This is a genomic window from Streptomyces sp. NPDC001828, assembly GCF_042892175.1.
Lineage (GTDB): Bacteria > Actinomycetota > Actinomycetes > Streptomycetales > Streptomycetaceae > Streptomyces.
Window position 1 is genome coordinate 107,788 of record NZ_JBIATV010000003.1, and the last position, 18,039, is coordinate 125,826.

An 18,039-nucleotide genomic window follows, 5' to 3' on the forward strand; every position below is an offset into this window, starting at 1 on the left:
TGCACCTCCCAACCGGCAAGTGGACAAAAGGAGTTACTGAGCGGACGAACGTGTTCGAGGGCGCCCTCACGCGGAGGGCGCCCTCGATGGGATGTACTCGTCCGTGCTCGTCCCTGCTCGTCCGGCTAGATCACCAGGCTGAGCAGTGCCGCCACCACGAAGCCCGCCACCGACAGGACGGATTCCAGGACCGTCCAGGACTTCAGGGTGTCGCGTTCGGTGATGCCGAAGTACTTGGCGACCATCCAGAAGCCGCCGTCGTTCACGTGGGAGGCGAAGATCGAGCCTGCCGAGATGGCCATGATGATCAGGGCGAGGTGCGCCTGGGAGTAGCCGGAGCCCTCCACCAGGGGGACCACGATGCCGGCCGTGGTGACGATGGCGACGGTCGCCGAGCCCTGGGCGACGCGCAGGACGACCGAGATCAGCCAGGCGAGCAGGATCACCGGGAGGCCGACGCTGTGGAAGGTGTCGGCGAGCGCGTCCGCGATGCCCGACGCCTTGAGGACCGCGCCGAAGATGCCGCCCGCGCCGACCACGAGCAGGATGTTGCCGACCGGCTTGAGCGAGGAAGTGGACACCGTCTCAAGGGACTTGCGGGACCAGCCGCGCCGGATGCCGAGCAGGTAGTAGGCGAGGACCAGGGCGATGGTCAGCGCCACGAACGGGTTGCCGAAGAACTCCAGGACCGAGCGCAGGGTGGAGGGGGCAAGGGCGATCGAGGAGAACGTGGCGGCCAGGATCAGGATCAGCGGGGTGCCGATGATCGCGAGCACCGCGCCGAGCGACACCGGCTCCTCGCGCGGCGTCACGCCGGAGGCCTGCTGTTCGGCCGCGACGGCGGCCCTGGCCTCCTCGGCGGCCTCGACCATGTCCTGCGGGACCTCGACGAAGATGCGCTTGCCGATCCAGGCGGCGTAGCCCCAGGCGGCGAGCACGGACGGGATGCCGACGAGGGCGCCCATCAGGATGACCCAGCCGAGCGAGACGTGGAACAGACCGGCGGCGGCGACCGGGCCGGGGTGCGGCGGCAGGAAGGCGTGGGTCATGGACAGGCCCGCGAGCAGCGGCATGCAGTAGAGCAGGATCGACTTGCCGGACCGCTTGGCGGCCGCGTACACGATCGGCGCGAGGACGAAGATGCCCACGTCGAAGAAGACCGGGATGCCGAAGATCAGGCCGGTGAGGCCCATCGCGAGGGGGGCGCGCTTCTCGCCGAAGAGGGTGAGCAGCCGGGTGCTCAACACCTCGGCGCCGCCGCTGACTTCGAGGATCGCGCCGAGCATCGTGCCGAGGCCGATGATGATCGCGACGTGTCCGAGGATGCCGCCCATGCCGGACTCGATGACCGAGACGGCGGCGGACTTCTGCACGGTTCCGAAGAGCTCGGTGACCGAGAGCCCGGCGCCGAGGCCGACGGCTATGGAGACCGCGAGCAGCGCCACGAAGGGCTGGAGCCTGACCTTGATGATCAGGAAGAGCAGCAGGGCTATGCCCAGGACGGCGACGGTCAGCAGACCGGCGGTGCCGCCGACGAGGGGGAGGATGCCGCCCGTGTGCACGGGGGGTGGTGGGGCGGCGGCCGCGACAGCTTGGAACAACATGTGCCAACTCCGTTGTACAGCAGGGGGGTTCCAGGGCAGGGGGGACCGCGGCACGGCACCCCGGCGGTCCGGGGCGCCGCACCGTGCGGCGGGTCGAGCGGTTGGACTAAGGGCGGCAAGGAACTAGGCGTCCAGCACCGCGAGGGCGTCGATCTCGATGAGCAGGCCCGCGGGGAGTCCGACGTACACGGTGGTGCGGGCGGAGGCCGGGGCCTTGAGGCCCTGCTCCTCGAAGTACGCGTTGTAGATCTCGTTCATCTCCGCGAAGTGGTCCACGTCCGTGAGGTAGACGCGCATCATCATCACGTCGTCCCAGCTCGCGCCGCCCTCCTCCAGGATCGCCTTGACGTTGGCGAAGGTCTGGAGGGTCTGCTCGCGCAGGGTGGGGCCCGCCGGGGTGGGCGCCTGGCCCTCGACCGCCGGCAGGAAGCCGACCTGGCCTGCGACCTGGAGGATGTTCCCCTTGCGCACGCCGTGCGAGAACTTGGCGGGCGGGGTGGTGTGCGTGGCCGGGGTGAGGGCGGTCTTATCGGTCATCGGAACTTCCTTGTGCGGATGGGGTGTTGGGTGCGGTGCCGGAGTATTCGCGGCTGATCGCTTCCGCGGTGCGGCGCACCTGGGGAAGCAGGGTGAGGAGTTCCTCGGCCGTGACGACGACGTTCGGTGCGGACACCGACATGGCGGCGACGACCCGGCCGTCCGCACCGTGGATGGGGGCCCCGATGCAGTTGATGGACTCCTCGTGGCCACCGAGGTCGGTGGCCCAGCCCTGTTCGCGCACCGTCGCCAGTTCCTTGAGGAAGGCGGCGGCGTTGGGTGTCGAACGGGACGTGTAGGTGGGGTAGTCGAGCTTCTCCGCGACGGCGCGGCGCTCGGCCTCCGGGAGGTCGGCGAGCAGCAGCTTGGCCACGGCGGCCACCGTGATGGCGACGGGCTTGCCGATGCGGGAGTACATCCGCACCGGGTAGCGGCTCTCGACCTTGTCGATGTAGAGGACCTCGCCCTCCTCGTGCACGGCGAGGTGGACGGTGTGCCCGATCCGCTCGTTGAGCGCGACCAGGTGGGGGTGGGCGATCTCGCGCACGTCCAGGTTCTCGACGGCCTCCTGCGCGAGGGCGAAGAGGCGGGCGCCGAGCCGGTAGCGCTGGTCCTCCTGGCGGTAGACGAGCCCGTGCTCGTGCAGGGTGCGAAGCAGCCGCAGCGCGGTGGACTTGTGCACCCCGAGCCGGTCGGCGACCTGCCCGAGGTCGGCGGGCCCCTGCGCGAGCAGCGGCAGGATGCTCAGCGCCCGGTCGACGGTCTGGCTCATGACGTACGTACCTCCTGGTCGTCCCCCGTCCACCCGGGGCCGAGTCGAAGTCTCCCCCAGGCGGTGTCGTCCAGGGCCACGAGCCGGTCGGCGTGGGCGCGCGCCGGGGGCTGGGTGAGGTCGCCGGGGACGGTGAGCACGGCGGCGGCCATGAGGTGCCCGTGCCGGATCCGGTCGCGGACGCCGAGGCCGCGCAGGGTGGCGGAGAGGAAGCCCGCGGCGAACGCGTCGCCCGCGCCGACGGGGGCGACGACGTCGACACGGGGGGAGGGCGCGAAGCAGCCGGCCTCGCCGGATGCGGGGGAATCCTCGCGGGCGAAGACGGTCGCCCCGGCCGCGCCCTGCTTGACCACGAGCACCTCCGGCTCGGGCAGGGCGGCCCGCACGGCGGCGGCGCCGCGCAGCCCCCACGCGGCCTCCGCCTCGTCCTCGCCGACGAAGACGATGTCCGCGCCCCGGGCGAGGTCGAGCAGGACGCGCGGCCCTGCCGCGTCCCGCCACAGGCCCGGGCGGTAGTTGACGTCGAAGGAGACCGGGGGGCGGCCGGGGCGGGGCACGACGAGGTCGCGCATCAGGGCGAGGCAGTCGTCGGAGAGGGCCGCGGTGATCCCGGACAGGTGCAGGATGCGGCCCGTCCACAGATCGCGGTACGGGACGGTCGCCGGCGACATCGCGGAGGCCGCCGAGCCCGCGCGGTAGTAGAGCACCTCGTGCCCGTGGGCCGCCCGGTCGTCGGCGGTGCGGAAGTAGATGCCGGTGGGCCGCTCCGGGTCGCGGCCCACGGCGCGCACGTCGACGCCGTACGAGCCGATCGCCTCGACCAGGTGGTCGCCGAAGCCGTCCGCCCCGACCCGGCTGACCCAGCGCGTGCTGTGTCCGGCGGCGGCGAGCGCGCAGGCCACGTTGGACTCGGCGCCGCCGATGGCCCGCTCGAAGGCCGGGACGTCGGCGAGGCGGCCCGGCCGGGCGGGCAGGAAGGTGACCATGGACTCGCCGAGGCAGACGACGTCGACGGGGGTGTCGGCGTCGTCCGTGACGGCTGGGGATCCGGTGGTCACTGCTGGCTCCTCGCTGCTGGGCGGCCGAGGCTGGTCATTGACCCGGCGTTGGCCCGGATGTTAGACAGCATTAAGCGATATGCGCAATGGGTGTTGCAGATGCTGCAACGCCGTCCCGAGGAGGGTGAGGTTTCCGTGGCAGCCACCGATCGCGAAGACAGGCTTGCGGCGCTGGGCGCCGAGCGCGTCGACCACCGCTTCAAGGGGCTCCCGCCGGACGCCGAGGGGCTCACCGTCGCGGAGCTCGCGGCCGAGCGGCGCGACCTCTTCACCGGCGGCTTCACGACGCCGGTCCTGACCCTGTCGGCCGAAGCCGTCGAGCACAACCTCGCGCTCCTGGAGACGTACGCGGAACGCCACGGCCTCGCCTTCGCGCCGCACGGCAAGACGAGCATGGCGCCGCGGCTCTTCGCCCGCCAGATCGAGCGCGGCGCCTGGGGCATCACCCTCGCCATGCCCCACCAGGTCCGCGTGGCAAGGGCGTTCGGGGTGGAGCGGATCTTCCTCGCGAACGAACTCGTCGACGCGGTGGCGCTGCGCTGGATCGCGGGCGAGCTGGAGCGGGACGAGGCGTTCCGCTTCATCTGCTACGTCGACTCCGTACGCGGGGTCGAGCTGATGGACCAGGCGCTGCGGGGCTCGGCCCGACGGGTCGACGTCGTCGTCGAACTCGCGGCGGGCGAGGGCGCGCGCACCGGGGTGCGTACGGAGGCGGAGTGCGCGGAGGTCGCCGACGCGGTGGCCGGCACGGGCACGCTCCGGCTCGTGGGGGTCGCCGGGTACGAGGGCGAGGTGCCCCGGGCCGACCCGGAGCGGGTCCACGCCTACCTCACCCGGCTCGTCTCCCTCGCGGCCGACTTCGACAAGGCGGGGCGGTTCGCCGGGCTCGGGGTCTCCGAGATCGTGCTCAGCGCGGGGGGCTCCGCGTGGTTCGACGCGGTCGCGGACGTGTTCGCGTCCGTGCCCGGACTGAGCCTGCCCGTACTGAAGCTGCTCCGCTCCGGGGCGTACGTCTCGCACGACGACGGGCACTACCGGAAGCTGACCCCCTTCAACCGGGTGCCCTCGGAGGGGACCCTCCGGCCCGCCTTCCGGCTCTGGGCCCAGGTCGTCTCGCGCCCCTCCCCCGAGCAGGCCTTCGTGAACGCGGGCAAGCGGGACGCGGCGTACGACCTCGATCTGCCCGAGGCACAGGTGGTGCGGGACGCCCGTACGGGCGAGCTGCGGGACGCCTCCGGCATTTCGGTCACCGGTCTTTCCGACCAGCACGGGTGGCTCCGCACGGAACCGGGGGTCTCGCTGTCCGTCGGGGACTGGGTGGGGATGGGGCTCTCGCATCCGTGCACGGTGTTCGACAAGTGGGGGTTGGTGCCGGTGGTGGGGGCGGACGGGGAGGTCTCGGACTACATCCGCACGTACTTCTGACCCGGGCCCCAGCACCCCCTGGGGCTCCGCCCCAGACCCCGGGGGTTGAAAGGCCCCTGGGGGCTCCGCCCCCAGACCCCCGTTCGCGCCTGAACGGCGCTCGTCCTCAAACGCCGGACAGGCTGAAATGCCCCGATGCGGGCCCGCACCGCGAGTTCCGGTCACCTACAGGGGCGCGGGGAACTGCGCGAACGGCCCCTACGGTCCGCAGACGACGAACTCTCCCCCGGAGGGTTGCGGGAAGGGGCGGGGCGGGGCGAAGTCCCGGGGTCCGGGGCGGAGCCCCAGGGCACCCCGGGCAAGCCGCACCCCGCACCCGCCCGGCGCAGCCGCACGCAGCGACGAAACAAGAAGAGGCACCATGGACCTGGTCATCCGGGACGCTCGCGTCATCGACGGCACCGGCACCCCCTCCTACCCCGCGGACGTCGGCCTCGCCAACGGCCGGATCGAGAGGATCCGGCAGCCCGGCGAACCCCCGCTCACCGCCCGCCGCACCCTCGATGCCCACGGCCTCGCGCTCTCCCCCGGGTTCATCGACATGCACGCCCACTCCGACCTGGCCCTGCTCCGCGACCCGGACCACAGCGCCAAGGCCGCCCAGGGCGTCACCCTGGAAGTGCTCGGGCAGGACGGGCTCTCGTACGCGCCCGTCGACGACCGCACCCTCGGTGAGGTGCGGCGGGCCATCACCGGATGGAACGGCGACGGCAGCGACATCGACTTCGACTGGCGGTCCGTCGGCGAGTACCTCGACCGACTGGACCGCGGCATCGCCGTCAACGCCGCCTACCTGATCCCGCAGGGCACCGTGCGGATGTACGCCGTCGGGTGGGACGACCGGCCCGCCACCGAGCAACAGCTCGACCGGATGCGGGAGTTGGTGGCGCAGGGCATGGAGGAAGGCGCCGTAGGGATGTCCTCCGGGCTCACCTACACGCCGGGCATGTACGCCACCGACTCCGAGCTCACCGAACTCTGCCGGGTCGTGGCCCGCTACGACGGCTACTACTGCCCCCACCACCGCTCGTACGGCGCCGGTGCGCTCGGCGCGTACGAGGAGATGGTCCGGCTCACCCAGGACGCCGGGTGCGCGCTCCACCTCGCCCACGCCACCATGAACTTCGGCGTGAACAAGGGCCGCGCGCCCGAGCTCCTCGGTCTCCTCGACGACGCCCTGGCCGCCGGCGCGGACATCTCCCTCGACACGTATCCGTACACGCCTGGATGCACAACTCTCGTCGCCATGCTGCCCAGTTGGGCCAGCGAGGGCGGCCCCGAGGCCATTCTCGCGCGGCTCCGCGACGACGACACCGCCGAGCGCATCCGGCACCACATGGAGGTCATCGGCGCGGACGGCTGTCACGGCGTGCCCATCGAGTGGGACACCATCGAGGTCTCGGGCGTGAGCGATCCGGGGCTCGCCGGCTGCGTCGGCAAGACCGTCGCCGAGGCGGCCGCCCAGCGCGGCGAGGCCCCCTGGACCACCGCGCGCCGGCTGCTCGTCAACGACCGGCTCGGCTCCACGATCCTCCAGCACGTCGGCCACGAGGAGAACGTGCGGGCCATCATGCGCCACCCCGTGCACACCGGCGGCAGCGACGGCATCCTCCAGGGATACAAGCCGCACCCGCGCGCGTACGGCACCTTCCCGCAGTATCTCGGGCGCTACGCGCGGGAGTTGGGCATCATGTCCCTCGAAGAGACCGTCGCCCACCTCACCGCACGCCCGGCCGCCCGGCTGCGCCTCGCGGACCGGGGCCTGGTCCGCGAGGGCTACCGCGCCGACCTCGTCCTGTTCGACCCGGACACCGTCGCCGCCGGCTCCACCTTCGAGTCGCCGCGCACCCTGCCCGTCGGCATCCCGTACGTCCTGATCGACGGCAAGTTCGTCATCGAGGACGGCCGGCGGACCGACGTGCTGGCGGGCCGCTCGGTGCGGCGGACGCGCGGCGCGCGCTGACCCGGCCCGCCGCCAGTTCGCGCGCCGCCGTCAGGTAGACGGAGCGCAGCGGGCCGTACTCGGCCGAGTAGGCGAGCTGGGTGAGCGCGAGGGCCTGCAACGCCTTGGCGCTGCGCAGCGCGGCGACGGGCGCGGCGGCGCCGACCACCTGGTCGAGGAGTTCGATGACCTTGTCGTAGTGGGGGGTCGGGGCGTCGTACTCCCGCTGTGCGGCGGCCAGCAGCCCCCGCCAGCGCAGCCGTCCACGGGACCGGTCGGTCGTGGCCATGGCCTCTGCCTCCTGATGCGTTCGGTGCGATGGATGTACGTACGCCTTCGGACGCATCCGGGAGGTTAGGAACCCCGCGCACCGCGCACAACACCCCCGCGCCCTCCGTGGCTCAATCCACCCCCGACGCCCTCACGCCCGCGGCCGGACCTCCACCGAAACCTCGTGCGCGTCGCCGCTTCCCGAACTGATCATCAACGTACGGGACTTGGGGGCCCAGGCCGCCGCCTCGCCCCCGCCCGTCACCACTCCCCCGTGCGGGAAGAAGCGGGCGGGCAGGTAGACCTCGGTGTTCCCGTGCGCGTCCGCCTTCGGGCGCCAGCTCACCGAGAGCGTGCGGCTCGGCTCGTCCCAGGTGTAGGCGACCGGGTCGCCCGCGATCGCCCTGGGGGCCGGGCGGTCCAGGACCGGCAGGAGCGGGGTGGGCTTGAGGTGCTGGTCCCAAGGGGCCCAGGATCCAGGGTCGTTGGACCAGTAGGCCGTGCCCGCGCCCATCGTGTCGGCGAGCGCCCGCACCTTGGCGACGTAGTCCAGCGCGCCGGGCAGGGTCGCGTCGAGGCCGTACTCGCCGATGACGACGGGGGCGCCGAGGCGCCGGGCGGTCTTCTCGGTCTGCTCGCGCCAGGAGGTGAGCGTGCGGTCGACCCACTTCTTCGTGTCCCCGGTGTAGCCGCCGCCGAGGTCCATGGGGAGGGGGTAGAGGTGGGGCGCGTAGGCGATGCGGGCCTCCTCGCCGTCGCCGCGCGGGTCCTTCAGGTACGGCAGTGCGCTCGGCAGGCCCCAGTTGGCGCTGACCGCCTCGGGTTCCACGAAGATCCAGGAGTCGTGGTCGACCGCGCGGACCGCGGCGATGGTCTCCCGGTAGAGCGCGGCGAGCGGGCCCGCCTCGAAGGCGGGGCCCTGGACGCTGCCACCGAACGGCTCGTTCATCAGGTCGTAGCCGAGGACGGCCGGATCGTCGGCGAACCGCTCGGCGACGTGTGCCCAGGCGGCCGCGTAGTGCGCGCGCAGATCGCGGCCGCCCGGCCGCGTCCCCCAGAAGTGGTCGAAGGCCCGTACCGTGCCCGGTTCGATGTACTTGAGCTCCCACTGGCCCCGCTCGGCGACCGGAAGCCCGTCGGCCTCGGTCGCCCAGGCGGGCGCGCCGTTGCCCCGGACGGCCGGCCCGTAGACGTCCTGGTGCAGATCGAGCATGACGTGATAGCCGCGCGCCCCGTACCAGCGCACCCGCTCGGCGACCTGCGCGAGATAGCCGTCGTCGTACGTTCCGGGCGCCGGCTCGACGTTGCGCCACTGGATCAGGAAGCGGACGAAGTCGGAGCCGAGCGCGTCCGATTCGCGCTGCACGTCGGCCTCCTTGATCCAGGGCAGCCCGTCCGGGCGGGACTTGGCGCTGGAGGCGGTGTTGAGTCCGGTCAGGACGAGGGCGCGGCCCTGGTCGTCGGTGATCCAGCGGTGGCCGGTGGCCGTGTGCGCGGCCCCCGCGCCGGCGGGGCCGACCACCGCGAGGAGGGCCGCGGCCACCGCCACCGCCGCACCCGCCGCCGTCCATCTGCTCGCCCGTAGCCGCATGGGCGGACTCTAGGGGCTTCTCCCTTCGTCCAACACCCCTGCTCACAGCAGTAGTTGAGAATTGTTCAGCATCTTCTCATCGGCCGCGCGGTGTCCTAGGGTCCGGCCATGCGTCTGCCCATGCGTCCGCCGAGAGCCGCTCCGGCGGTGGCCTCGGTCGCCGGGGTCTGCCTCCTGCTCTCGCTCCTGCTGGGGCTGACCCCGGTCCTGACCGCGTTCACCGCGCACACGGGTCCGGCCCTGGTGCCGAGCGCGCTCGGAGCCCCGTACGCCCTGCCGTCGCTGCGCGCGGTGCCCCTGGGCGGCACGGGCGCGGCCCAGCTGCTCTGCGAGGACTTCGCGGTGATGGTCCTGGTCGCGGTGGCCGTCCTGCGGATGCGGCGGCATCTGCGGCTGCGCCCGGCGGCGGGCCGCCCGCGCCGGTTCCTCGCGGGGTGGACCGCCCTGATCGCGGGCGCGGCGGCCGCGGGGGTGTGGCGGGGCCTGGTCACGGCCCGCCTGGTGGAGGCGGGGCCCGTCGGCTGGCTGCTCCACGCGGCGGCCGGAGCGGCGTTCGGGGCGCTGTGGGGGGCGGCCGCCGGGTGGCTGACGGGGGTGGCGGCGCTGGCCGGGGTGGGGAAGATCTCACCCCATATGCCCCACACCCCCATTCCAAGCCAGGCCGCACCCGGTGACCCGCATTCCCCCGGCCGTCCCGGGCCGTCGCATTGCGATGGAAGCCGACGCCGGGGCCCCCGCGACCCGGCCGCACCAAATCGCGAGGCACCCCGGGAAACACGGCCGTAAGGTGGCCGTCATGCAGGTGATCCAGTCGACCAAGCTCGCCAACGTCTGTTACGAGATCCGGGGCCCGGTGCTCGACGAGGCCATGCGCCTGGAGGCGGCGGGCCACCGCATCCTCAAGCTCAACACGGGCAACCCGGCGGCCTTCGGCTTCGAGTGCCCGCCCGAGATCCTCGAGGACATCCTCCGCAACCTGTCGGGCGCGCACGGCTACGGCGACGCGAAGGGCCTGCTGTCGGCGCGCCGCGCGGTGATGCAGCACTACCAGACCAAGGGCATCGAGCTCGACGTCGAGGACGTCTACCTCGGCAACGGTGTCTCCGAGCTCATCCAGATGTCGATGCAGGCGCTGCTCGACGACGGCGACGAGGTGCTCGTCCCGGCGCCGGACTACCCGCTGTGGACGGCCTCCGTCTCGCTCGCGGGCGGCACCGCGGTGCACTACCGCTGCGACGAGCAGGCCGACTGGATGCCCGACCTCGCCGACATCGAGCGCAAGGTCACCGACCGCACCAAGGCGATCGTCATCATCAACCCGAACAATCCGACGGGTGCGGTGTACGACGACGAGATGCTGCGCGGGCTCACCGAGATCGCCCGCCGCCACAACCTGGTCGTCTGCTCGGACGAGATCTACGACCGCATCCTGTTCGACGGCGCCACCCACACCCCGACCGCGGTCATCGCGCCCGACCTGATGGTGCTCACCTTCAACGGGCTCTCGAAGAACTACCGGGTGGCCGGCTACCGCTCGGGCTGGCTCGCGGTGTGCGGGCCGAAGGCCCACGCGTCCTCGTACATCGAGGGCCTGACCATCCTCGCGAACATGCGGCTGTGCGCGAACATGCCGTCGCAGCACGCGGTGGCCACCGCGCTCGGCGGCCGCCAGTCCATCGAGCAGCTGGTGCTGCCGGGTGGCCGGCTCCTGGAGCAGCGGGACACGGCGTACGAGCTGCTCACCCGGATCCCCGGGGTCACCTGTGTGAAGCCGAAGGGCGCGCTCTACCTGTTCCCGAAGCTCGACCCGAACGTCTACAAGGTCAAGGACGACCGGCAGATGGTCCTGGACCTGCTGCGCGCCGAGAAGATCATGGTCGTGCACGGCACCGGGTTCAACTGGCCCGAGCCCGACCACTTCCGGATCGTGACGCTGCCGTCCGCGAAGGACCTGGCGGACGCGGTGACGCGGATCGGGAACTTCCTCGAGGGCTACAGCCAGATGTAGCCGGCGCCAGCCGGCAGCGGTCCACGGGCGCCTGCCGCGAGATCGGCTGGGCCCGACTCAACTTTAGACTGAATCTAAGCTAGGATGGCTTCCTGAAACACTCAGGAGGCCATTCCCATGTACGAGCCGATCCGCACCAAGTCGGTCCACACCACGATGGCCACCGACGACGCCCGCATCCCGCACCGCTCCCGCGAGGACGAGCTCGACATCCAGCTCGCCGGACACCTCTCCGCGCTGCTCGCCGTCACCGACGAGCTCGGGCTCACCGAGGCCGGGGACGCCATCGCACGGCAGGTCGCCCGGCTGCGCGGCGGACTGCCGCCGGTGCGCCACGCGGGGCTCAGCGGTGCCGACGCGGGCGCCCTGCACGCCCGCGCCCACGCGCTCGCGGGCCGCGCCCTCCTCGTCGCCGCCTCGCGCGCCGACACCGCCGCCGCGATCCTGGCGGCCGGACGCATGGACGCCCACGCGGCGGCCGGCTCCCTCACCGCCGCTTCCTGAAGCGGCCCCTGTTCGGCCCCGGTCCGCGAGCCGCGGAGGTCTGCGGACCGGGAGCCACACATCCCAAGTGCCTTGACGTAGGCCCGAGTTGGCCTACGTCCGCGTTGGCGTACGACCGCCGTGGCGTATCTCCGCCGTGGCGTGGTGTGCCTGCGTCGCGCGCATGCGAAAAGGCCGGCCCCCGGAGCCGTGAGGGAACTCCGGGGGCCGGCCTTGGTACGCGGCGGGTCACGAGTGACCCCACAGGTCAGGGCGGATGTCGAACCGACCCGCCGCGAAACCTCCGGCCGCGGGCCAGGACAGGCGGCCGCGACCGGAGGGGGTTCCGGGAGGTTCAGCCGAGGCGTGACACCAGGGCGCGGTACTCGTCCCACAGCTCCTTGGGCGCGTGGTCGCCGAAGGTGTTGAGGTGCTCGGGGACCAGCGCCGCCTCCTCGCGCCAGACCTCCTTGTCGACCTTGAGCAGGAAGTCGAGGTCGGCCTCGGGCAGGTCAAGCCCCTCGGTGTCCAGGGACTCCTTCGTCGGCAGGATGCCGATGGGGGTCTCGACGCCGTCCGCCTTGCCTTCCAGGCGCTCCACGATCCACTTGAGGACGCGGCTGTTCTCGCCGAACCCGGGCCACACGAACTTGCCCGCGTCGTTCTTGCGGAACCAGTTCACGTAGTAGATCTTCGGCAGCTTGGCCGCGTCGGCGGTGGCCCCGACCTTGACCCAGTGGGCCATGTAGTCGCCCATGTTGTAGCCGCAGAACGGCAGCATCGCGAACGGGTCGCGGCGCAGTTCGCCGACCTTGCCCTCGGCGGCGGCGGTCTTCTCGGAGGCGACGTTCGCGCCGAGGAAGACGCCGTGGTTCCAGTCGAAGGACTCGGTGACCAGCGGCACCGCGGAGGCGCGGCGGCCGCCGAAGAGGATCGCCGAGATCGGCACGCCCTTGGGGTCCTCCCACTCCGGCGCGATGGTCGGGCACTGCCCGGCCGGCACGGTGAAGCGGGCGTTGGGGTGGGCGGCCGGGGTGTCGGACGCGGGCGTCCAGTCGTTGCCCTTCCAGTCCGTGAGGTGCGCGGGCGCCGTCTCGGTCATGCCCTCCCACCACACGTCGCCGTCGTCGGTCAGCGCGACGTTGGTGAAGACGGAGTTGCCCCACAGCGTCTTCATGGCGTTGGCGTTGGTGTGCTCACCGGTGCCGGGCGCCACGCCGAAGAAGCCGGCCTCGGGGTTGATCGCGTACAGCTGGCCGTCCTCGCCGAAGCGCATCCAGGCGATGTCGTCGCCGATGGTCTCGACCTTCCAGCCGGGGACGGTCGGCTCCAGCATGGCGAGGTTGGTCTTGCCGCAGGCGCTCGGGAAGGCCGCGGTGACGTACTTGGGCTCGCCGTTCGGCGGGGTCAGCTTCAGGACGAGCATGTGCTCGGCGAGCCAGCCCTCGTCGCGCGCCATGACGGAGGCGATGCGCAGCGCGTAGCACTTCTTGCCGAGCAGGGCGTTGCCGCCGTAGCCCGAACCGTAGGACCAGATCTCGCGGGACTCGGGGAAGTGCGAGATGTACTTCGTGGAGTTGCACGGCCACGGCACGTCGGCCTCGCCGTCGGCGAGCGGCGCCCCCAGGGTGTGGACGGCCTTCACGAAGAAGCCGTCGGTGCCGAGCTCGTCCAGGACGCGCTGTCCCATGCGGGTCATGGTGCGCATCGAGACGGCGACGTACGCGGAGTCGGTGATCTCGACGCCGATCGCGGACAGCGGCGAGCCGACCGGGCCCATGCAGAACGGGACGACGTACATCGTGCGCCCGCGCATCGAGCCGCGGAAGATGCCCTTGTCTCCCGCGAAACTGTTTCCTTCTCCGGTAAAGATGGCCTTCATCTCTGCGGGGGCCTTCCAGTGGTTGGTCGGGCCCGCGTCCTCCTCCTTCTCGGAGCAGATGAAGGTGCGGTCCTCGACCCGGGCGACGTCACGCGGGTCGGAGGCGGCGTAGTACGAGTTGGGGCGCTTGGCCTCGTTCAGCTTCTTGAACGTGCCCTTGGCGACGAGCTCCCCGCACAGGCGCTCGTACTCGGTCTCGGATCCGTCGCACCAGACCACGCTGTCCGGCTGGGTCAGTTCCGCGATCTCGTTGACCCACGAGATCAGTTCCTGGTGCTTGGTGGGGACAGAGAGGGGAGCCGCGATATCGCGCGCCACGATCGCTCCTTGATGAGGGCTTTGAGGGGTTGACGTACTACTGCATTGCCGCCCCGTGGGGGCTGCGACCCGGATGCTTGACCCCGTGGATCCTCTTGGCGCTCATCCGGTGCCGACCGCACTCATCTGATCTTCCGCGCCGTTCGCCCATATGTCCAGGGGGCCTCTCACGTGAGCATCACCACTTACCGCCTTCTTAACTGCCATTTGCCGTTCACTTACCCGACGGGCACCGGACGTTCGGTAACGAGCCGTACCTATGCGTAACTTACGGGGCCGTAGGTAGCATTCGGACCATGACTGATCAGGTGATGGCTCACGCGATCGACCCGGTGACACAGATGGTGAAGCCGAAGATGCGCGGCTGGCTGCACGCCGGGATGTTCCCGGCCGCACTGATCTCGGGCCTGGTGCTGACCGCGTTCGCGGGTTCCACCAAGGCGCGGATCGCCTGCGGGATCTTCGCGCTGACCGCCTGCCTGCTCTTCGGAATCAGCGGTCTCTACCACCGGGGCAACTGGGGCCCGCGCGGCGAGGCGATCCTGCGCCGCCTCGACCACGCCAACATCTTCCTCATCATCGCGGGCACCTACACCCCGCTCACCCTGCTCCTGCTGCCCGACTCCACGGGCCGGGTCCTGCTGTGGGCGATCTGGGCGGCCGCCCTGGCGGGCATCCTGTTCCGGGTGTTCTGGATCGGCGCCCCGCGCTGGCTCTACACCCCCTGCTACCTGGCGATGGGCTGGGCCGCCGTCTTCTTCCTGCCCGACTTCATGCGGGCCGGCGGCATCGCCGTGCTCGTCCTGGTCGTCGTGGGCGGGCTGCTCTACAGCGCGGGCGGCGTGATCTACGGCATCAAGCGCCCGAACCCGTCCCCCCGCTTCTTCGGCTTCCACGAGGTCTTCCACTCGCTGACGCTGGCCGCGTTCGTCGTCCACTACGTGGGCATCTCGCTCGTCGCCTACCAGCAGGGATAGCTCCCCGACCCGTCCGACCCAGGGCCCCGGCGCGCCAGTGCCGGGGCCCTACGGCACGGGTGCGCCGCTGACCACTGGCGGGTACGGGTACGGGTTCGCCGCGTATGCGCAGGTCCGGGGGCCGGGGCGGGCTCGGGTGCCGTCACCGGAGCCGGGGGATGGCGGACAATGACGACCATGGCCGCCACCTCCCCCACCTCCCCCAGCAGCCCGGCCGCCGACCCGAACGACTCGGTCGGCTCGGTCGGCTCGCTCGGCTCCGTCGGCTCGGTCGGCTCGGTCGCGGAGAGGCTCCAGCCGCAACTGAGCCTGCGTGAACGCAAGAAGATCAAGACGCGCTCGGCGATCCGGCGGGCCACGTACCGGCTGATCGCGGAACAGGGGTACGAGGCCACGACGGTCGAGCAGATCGCGGAGGCGGCGGAGGTCTCCCCCTCGACGGTGTTCCGCTACTTCCCGACGAAGGAGGACATCGTCCTCACGGACGAGTCCGACCCGGTCATGCTGCGGGAGATGCGGTCGCGGCCGGCCGGGGAGACGCCGCTCGAGTCCCTGCGGTACGTCGTCACGGAGGCGGCCCGGCTGTCGCTGCTGCACGCCCGCGAGGAGACGTTGCGGCGGACGCGTCTCATCGCGGAGGTGCCGGCGCTGCGGGCCCGGATGATGGAGTCGGTGGCGGCGACGAGCCGGCAGCTGTGCGGGGTGCTCGCGGAGCGGGCGGGCCGTCCGGTGGACCTGGAGGTCCGGGTCTTCGCCGTGGCGGTGCTGGGGGCGCTGCACGAGGCGTCGGTGTACTGGGCGGAGCGGGGTCACCAGGACGACCTCCTGGACCTCATCGCCCGAACCATGACCACCCTGAAGTCCGGCCTCCCTCCAGCCTCGTGCCCCTGACCCCGTTCCCGTCCGCCCACCGTGCGTGGCCGCTCGCGCAGTTCCCCGCGCCCCTAAAAGCCTTGGTGCCGGCCCGCACCGGGTATTTCAGCCCGTCATGGGGGTCCCCCCTGGCCCTTAAGGCCTTGGGGGAGTTTGAGGACGAGCGCCCTTAAGGCGCGAACGGGGGTCTGGGGGCGGAGCCCCCAGGGGGCTAGGACAGGGCTTCCGCGAGGGAGTCCGGCGTGGTCACCGGCGCCTCACACGTGAAGCGCCGGCACACGTACGCCGCAGCCGCACCCCCCACCAACGGCCGCCCCGCCAGAAGGGGAAACTCCCCGTCCGGCACCCCCACGGCCACCACCGCCCCCGGCGCCGACGCCAGCAGCGCCGTGCGGTGGAGCGCCCCCGTGAGGGGATCCGTGGGGGCACCCACGACCGCGACCTCGCGGGGCCCGTCGAGCGCCGCCTCGGCCGCGGCCAGCCCCCACCCGATGAACCGCGGCGCCCGCGGCCCGAGCGCCCGGACCACCCCCAGCGCCCCCTCCGCGGCCTCCCGGTGCGCGGAGGAACCCGTGTGCGCCGCGTAGGACAGCAGGGCCGAGGCCGCCGCCGTCCACCCCGAGGGCGTCGCGTTGTCCGTCGGGTCCTGGGGCCGCCGGATGAGCCTCTCCGCGTCGTGCGCGGTGTCGTAGAGGACGCCCCCCTCGCCGACGAACTGGTCCAGGACGATGTCGAGCAGGAACCCGGCGAACTCCAGCCAGACGCCCTCCCCCGTCACCCCGGCGAGCGCGAGGAACCCCTCGGCGACATCGGCGTAGTCCTCCAACACCCCCGCGTTCACGCCCACTTGACCGTCCTTGGACGTGCGGGCGAGCCGGGCGTGGCCGTCCATGTGGACCCGTACGAGAACGTCCGCCGCCTCCGTCGCGCGCCCGACGAGGTCAGGGCGGTCGAAGAGCGCGCCGACCTCGGCGAGCGCAGCGATCGCCAGGCCGTTCCACGCCGCGACCAGCTTGTCGTCACGCCCGGGACGCGGCCTAAGCTCCCGCGCCGCGAGCAGCCGGCCGCTCAACGTCTCGTCCAATTCACCGCCTTCCAGCGGGAGTTGAAGTACGGACAAGCCCTCCTCGAAGGTGCCGTCCGCCGTCACGCCGAAGTGCCGCGCCGCCGCCTCCCCGTCCCGCTCGCCGAGGACCTCGGCGAGCCGGCCGGGCGTCCAGACGTAGAAGGCGCCCTCGACATGGCGGCCCGTTCCGTCGTCGCTGTCGGCGTCGAGCGCGGAGGCGTAACCGCCCTCGTTGGTGCGCAGCTCGCGCACCAGGAAGTCGGCCGTCTCCAGGGCGACCCGGCGGGCCAGTTCGGAGCCGGTGACCCGCCACAGGTGGGCGTACACCCGGCACAGCAGGGCGTTGTCGTACAGCATCTTCTCGAAGTGCGGCACCAGCGTCCCCTGCGGGCGCGGGCGCAGTACGTAGCGGTGGAAGCCGCCGCCCAGCTGGTCGTAGAGGCTGGAGCGGGCCATCGCCTCGCACATGCCCTCGGCCATCTCCAGGGCCGCCTCCGAGCCGGTCCTGGTGTGGTGGCGCAGCAGGAACTCGATCACCATGCTCGGCGGGAACTTGGTGTCGCCGCTGCCGAGCCAGCCGCTCGCCGGGTCGTACTCGCGGGTGATGCCGAGCAGCGCCTGGGCGAGTTCCTCCTCGCCGGGCAGCCCGCCCGTGCCGTGGTCCAGCTCGCGCGCCGCGAGGTCGCGGGTGATCTTCTCGGCGACCTCGGCGACCTCGTCGCGCCGGTTCGCCCACGCGCTCTGGACCCCTTCGAGCACCTGCCGGAAGGACGGCATGCCGTGCCGGGGCTCGGGCGGGAAGTACGTACCGAAGTAGAACGGTTCGCCCTCGGGAGTCATGAAGACGGACATGGGCCAGCCGCCCTGGCCGGTCGCGGCCTGGACGGCCTCCATGTAGACGGCGTCCACGTCGGGCCGCTCCTCGCGGTCCACCTTCACGTTCACGAAGTGCTCGTTCATGTAGGCCGCGGTGACCTCGTCCTCGAACGACTCGTGCGCGAGGACGTGACACCAGTGACAGCTGCTGTAACCGACGCTGAGCAGCACCGGAACCCCGCGTTCGCGGGCCTCCTCGAAGGCCTCGGCGGACCAGGGCCACCAGTCGACCGGGTTGTCGGCGTGCTGCAGGAGATAGGGGGACGTCTCATGGGCCAGGCGGTTCGGCATGCCCCCATACTCCCCCACACGGGAGATGATCCGCCGACTCCCTCGCGCCGACGCGCGTCACGCACG

The 18,039-nt window shown here is 71.9% G+C and carries 15 protein-coding genes; 7 read left to right on the forward strand and 8 right to left on the reverse strand.

The window, feature by feature from the left end:
• Window positions 1-125: 125 nt before the first annotated feature.
• The 4 genes from ACFYZA_RS11780 to ACFYZA_RS11795 all read right to left on the reverse strand — a co-directional run bounded on the left by ACFYZA_RS11780 (window position 126) and on the right by ACFYZA_RS11795 (window position 3,971).
• Entirely contained in the window at window positions 126-1,604 is a 1,479-nt protein-coding gene (locus ACFYZA_RS11780; RefSeq protein WP_388489597.1) for a GntP family permease, read from the reverse strand.
• A gap of 123 nt (window positions 1,605-1,727) precedes the next feature.
• The gene (locus ACFYZA_RS11785) at window positions 1,728-2,141 is read right to left on the reverse strand and encodes a RidA family protein (protein ID WP_382594473.1); all 414 of its coding nucleotides are present in this window, start codon (window positions 2,139-2,141) and stop codon (window positions 1,728-1,730) included.
• Window positions 2,131-2,913: an IclR family transcriptional regulator gene (locus ACFYZA_RS11790; protein WP_100574837.1), complete on the reverse strand. Its 783-nt coding sequence runs from the start codon at window positions 2,911-2,913 to the stop codon at window positions 2,131-2,133. Before ACFYZA_RS11790 ends, ACFYZA_RS11785 begins: the two co-directional genes overlap by 11 nt.
• Entirely contained in the window at window positions 2,910-3,971 is a 1,062-nt protein-coding gene (locus tag ACFYZA_RS11795; protein ID WP_388489601.1) for a sugar kinase, read from the reverse strand. Before ACFYZA_RS11795 ends, ACFYZA_RS11790 begins: the two co-directional genes overlap by 4 nt.
• 135 nt (window positions 3,972-4,106) lie before the next feature.
• On the opposite strand from ACFYZA_RS11795, the gene ACFYZA_RS11800 reads away from it, so the two are divergent.
• Together ACFYZA_RS11800 and ACFYZA_RS11805 are read left to right on the forward strand one after the other, a co-directional pair.
• On the forward strand, window positions 4,107-5,396 hold the full coding sequence (locus ACFYZA_RS11800) for an amino acid deaminase (protein ID WP_388489604.1): 1,290 nt from the start codon (window positions 4,107-4,109) through the stop codon (window positions 5,394-5,396).
• Window positions 5,397-5,757: 361 nt separating this feature from the next.
• Window positions 5,758-7,359 (forward strand): amidohydrolase family protein, encoded by a 1,602-nt coding sequence (locus tag ACFYZA_RS11805; RefSeq protein WP_388489607.1) that lies wholly within the window; start codon window positions 5,758-5,760, stop codon window positions 7,357-7,359.
• Here the strand turns inward: ACFYZA_RS11805 and ACFYZA_RS11810 are convergent.
• Both ACFYZA_RS11810 and ACFYZA_RS11815 read right to left on the reverse strand, forming a co-directional pair.
• Window positions 7,289-7,627 carry an alkyl sulfatase dimerization domain-containing protein gene (locus ACFYZA_RS11810; RefSeq protein ID WP_388489610.1) on the reverse strand — a complete coding sequence of 113 codons (339 nt, stop codon included), beginning with the start codon at window positions 7,625-7,627 and terminating at the stop codon, window positions 7,289-7,291. The genes ACFYZA_RS11805 and ACFYZA_RS11810 overlap by 71 nt on opposite strands.
• Window positions 7,628-7,759: 132 nt before the next feature.
• Window positions 7,760-9,199, reverse strand: a complete 1,440-nt coding sequence (locus ACFYZA_RS11815; RefSeq protein WP_388489613.1) for a cellulase family glycosylhydrolase — start codon at window positions 9,197-9,199, stop codon at window positions 7,760-7,762.
• Between the two features lie 108 nt (window positions 9,200-9,307).
• Here ACFYZA_RS11815 and ACFYZA_RS11820 point away from each other — a divergent pair, with 108 nt between their 5' ends.
• The 3 genes from ACFYZA_RS11820 (at window position 9,308) to ACFYZA_RS11830 (ending at window position 11,711) form a co-directional block, all read left to right on the forward strand.
• On the forward strand, window positions 9,308-9,985 hold the full coding sequence (locus ACFYZA_RS11820; RefSeq protein WP_388489616.1) for a hypothetical protein: 678 nt from the start codon (window positions 9,308-9,310) through the stop codon (window positions 9,983-9,985).
• 10 nt (window positions 9,986-9,995) lie between these two features.
• Window positions 9,996-11,207 carry a pyridoxal phosphate-dependent aminotransferase gene (locus tag ACFYZA_RS11825; RefSeq protein WP_382594495.1) on the forward strand — a complete coding sequence of 404 codons (1,212 nt, stop codon included), beginning with the start codon at window positions 9,996-9,998 and terminating at the stop codon, window positions 11,205-11,207.
• Between the two features lie 117 nt (window positions 11,208-11,324).
• Entirely contained in the window at window positions 11,325-11,711 is a 387-nt protein-coding gene (locus tag ACFYZA_RS11830; RefSeq protein ID WP_382594498.1) for a hypothetical protein, read from the forward strand.
• A gap of 334 nt (window positions 11,712-12,045) precedes the next feature.
• Here ACFYZA_RS11830 and ACFYZA_RS11835 read toward each other — a convergent pair whose 3' ends face one another.
• Window positions 12,046-13,890: a phosphoenolpyruvate carboxykinase (GTP) gene (locus ACFYZA_RS11835; RefSeq protein ID WP_382594503.1), complete on the reverse strand. Its 1,845-nt coding sequence runs from the start codon at window positions 13,888-13,890 to the stop codon at window positions 12,046-12,048.
• A gap of 296 nt (window positions 13,891-14,186) precedes the next feature.
• Between ACFYZA_RS11835 and ACFYZA_RS11840 the strand changes: the two genes are divergently transcribed.
• Window positions 14,187-14,867: a hemolysin III family protein gene (locus ACFYZA_RS11840; RefSeq protein WP_388489620.1), complete on the forward strand. Its 681-nt coding sequence runs from the start codon at window positions 14,187-14,189 to the stop codon at window positions 14,865-14,867.
• Window positions 14,868-15,044: 177 nt separating this feature from the next.
• Entirely contained in the window at window positions 15,045-15,758 is a 714-nt protein-coding gene (locus ACFYZA_RS11845; RefSeq protein WP_388489623.1) for a TetR/AcrR family transcriptional regulator, read from the forward strand.
• 193 nt (window positions 15,759-15,951) lie between these two features.
• Here the strand turns inward: ACFYZA_RS11845 and ACFYZA_RS11850 are convergent, their stop codons facing one another.
• The gene (locus ACFYZA_RS11850; RefSeq protein ID WP_388489626.1) at window positions 15,952-17,973 is read right to left on the reverse strand and encodes a thioredoxin domain-containing protein; all 2,022 of its coding nucleotides are present in this window, start codon (window positions 17,971-17,973) and stop codon (window positions 15,952-15,954) included.
• Window positions 17,974-18,039: the final 66 nt, after the last annotated feature.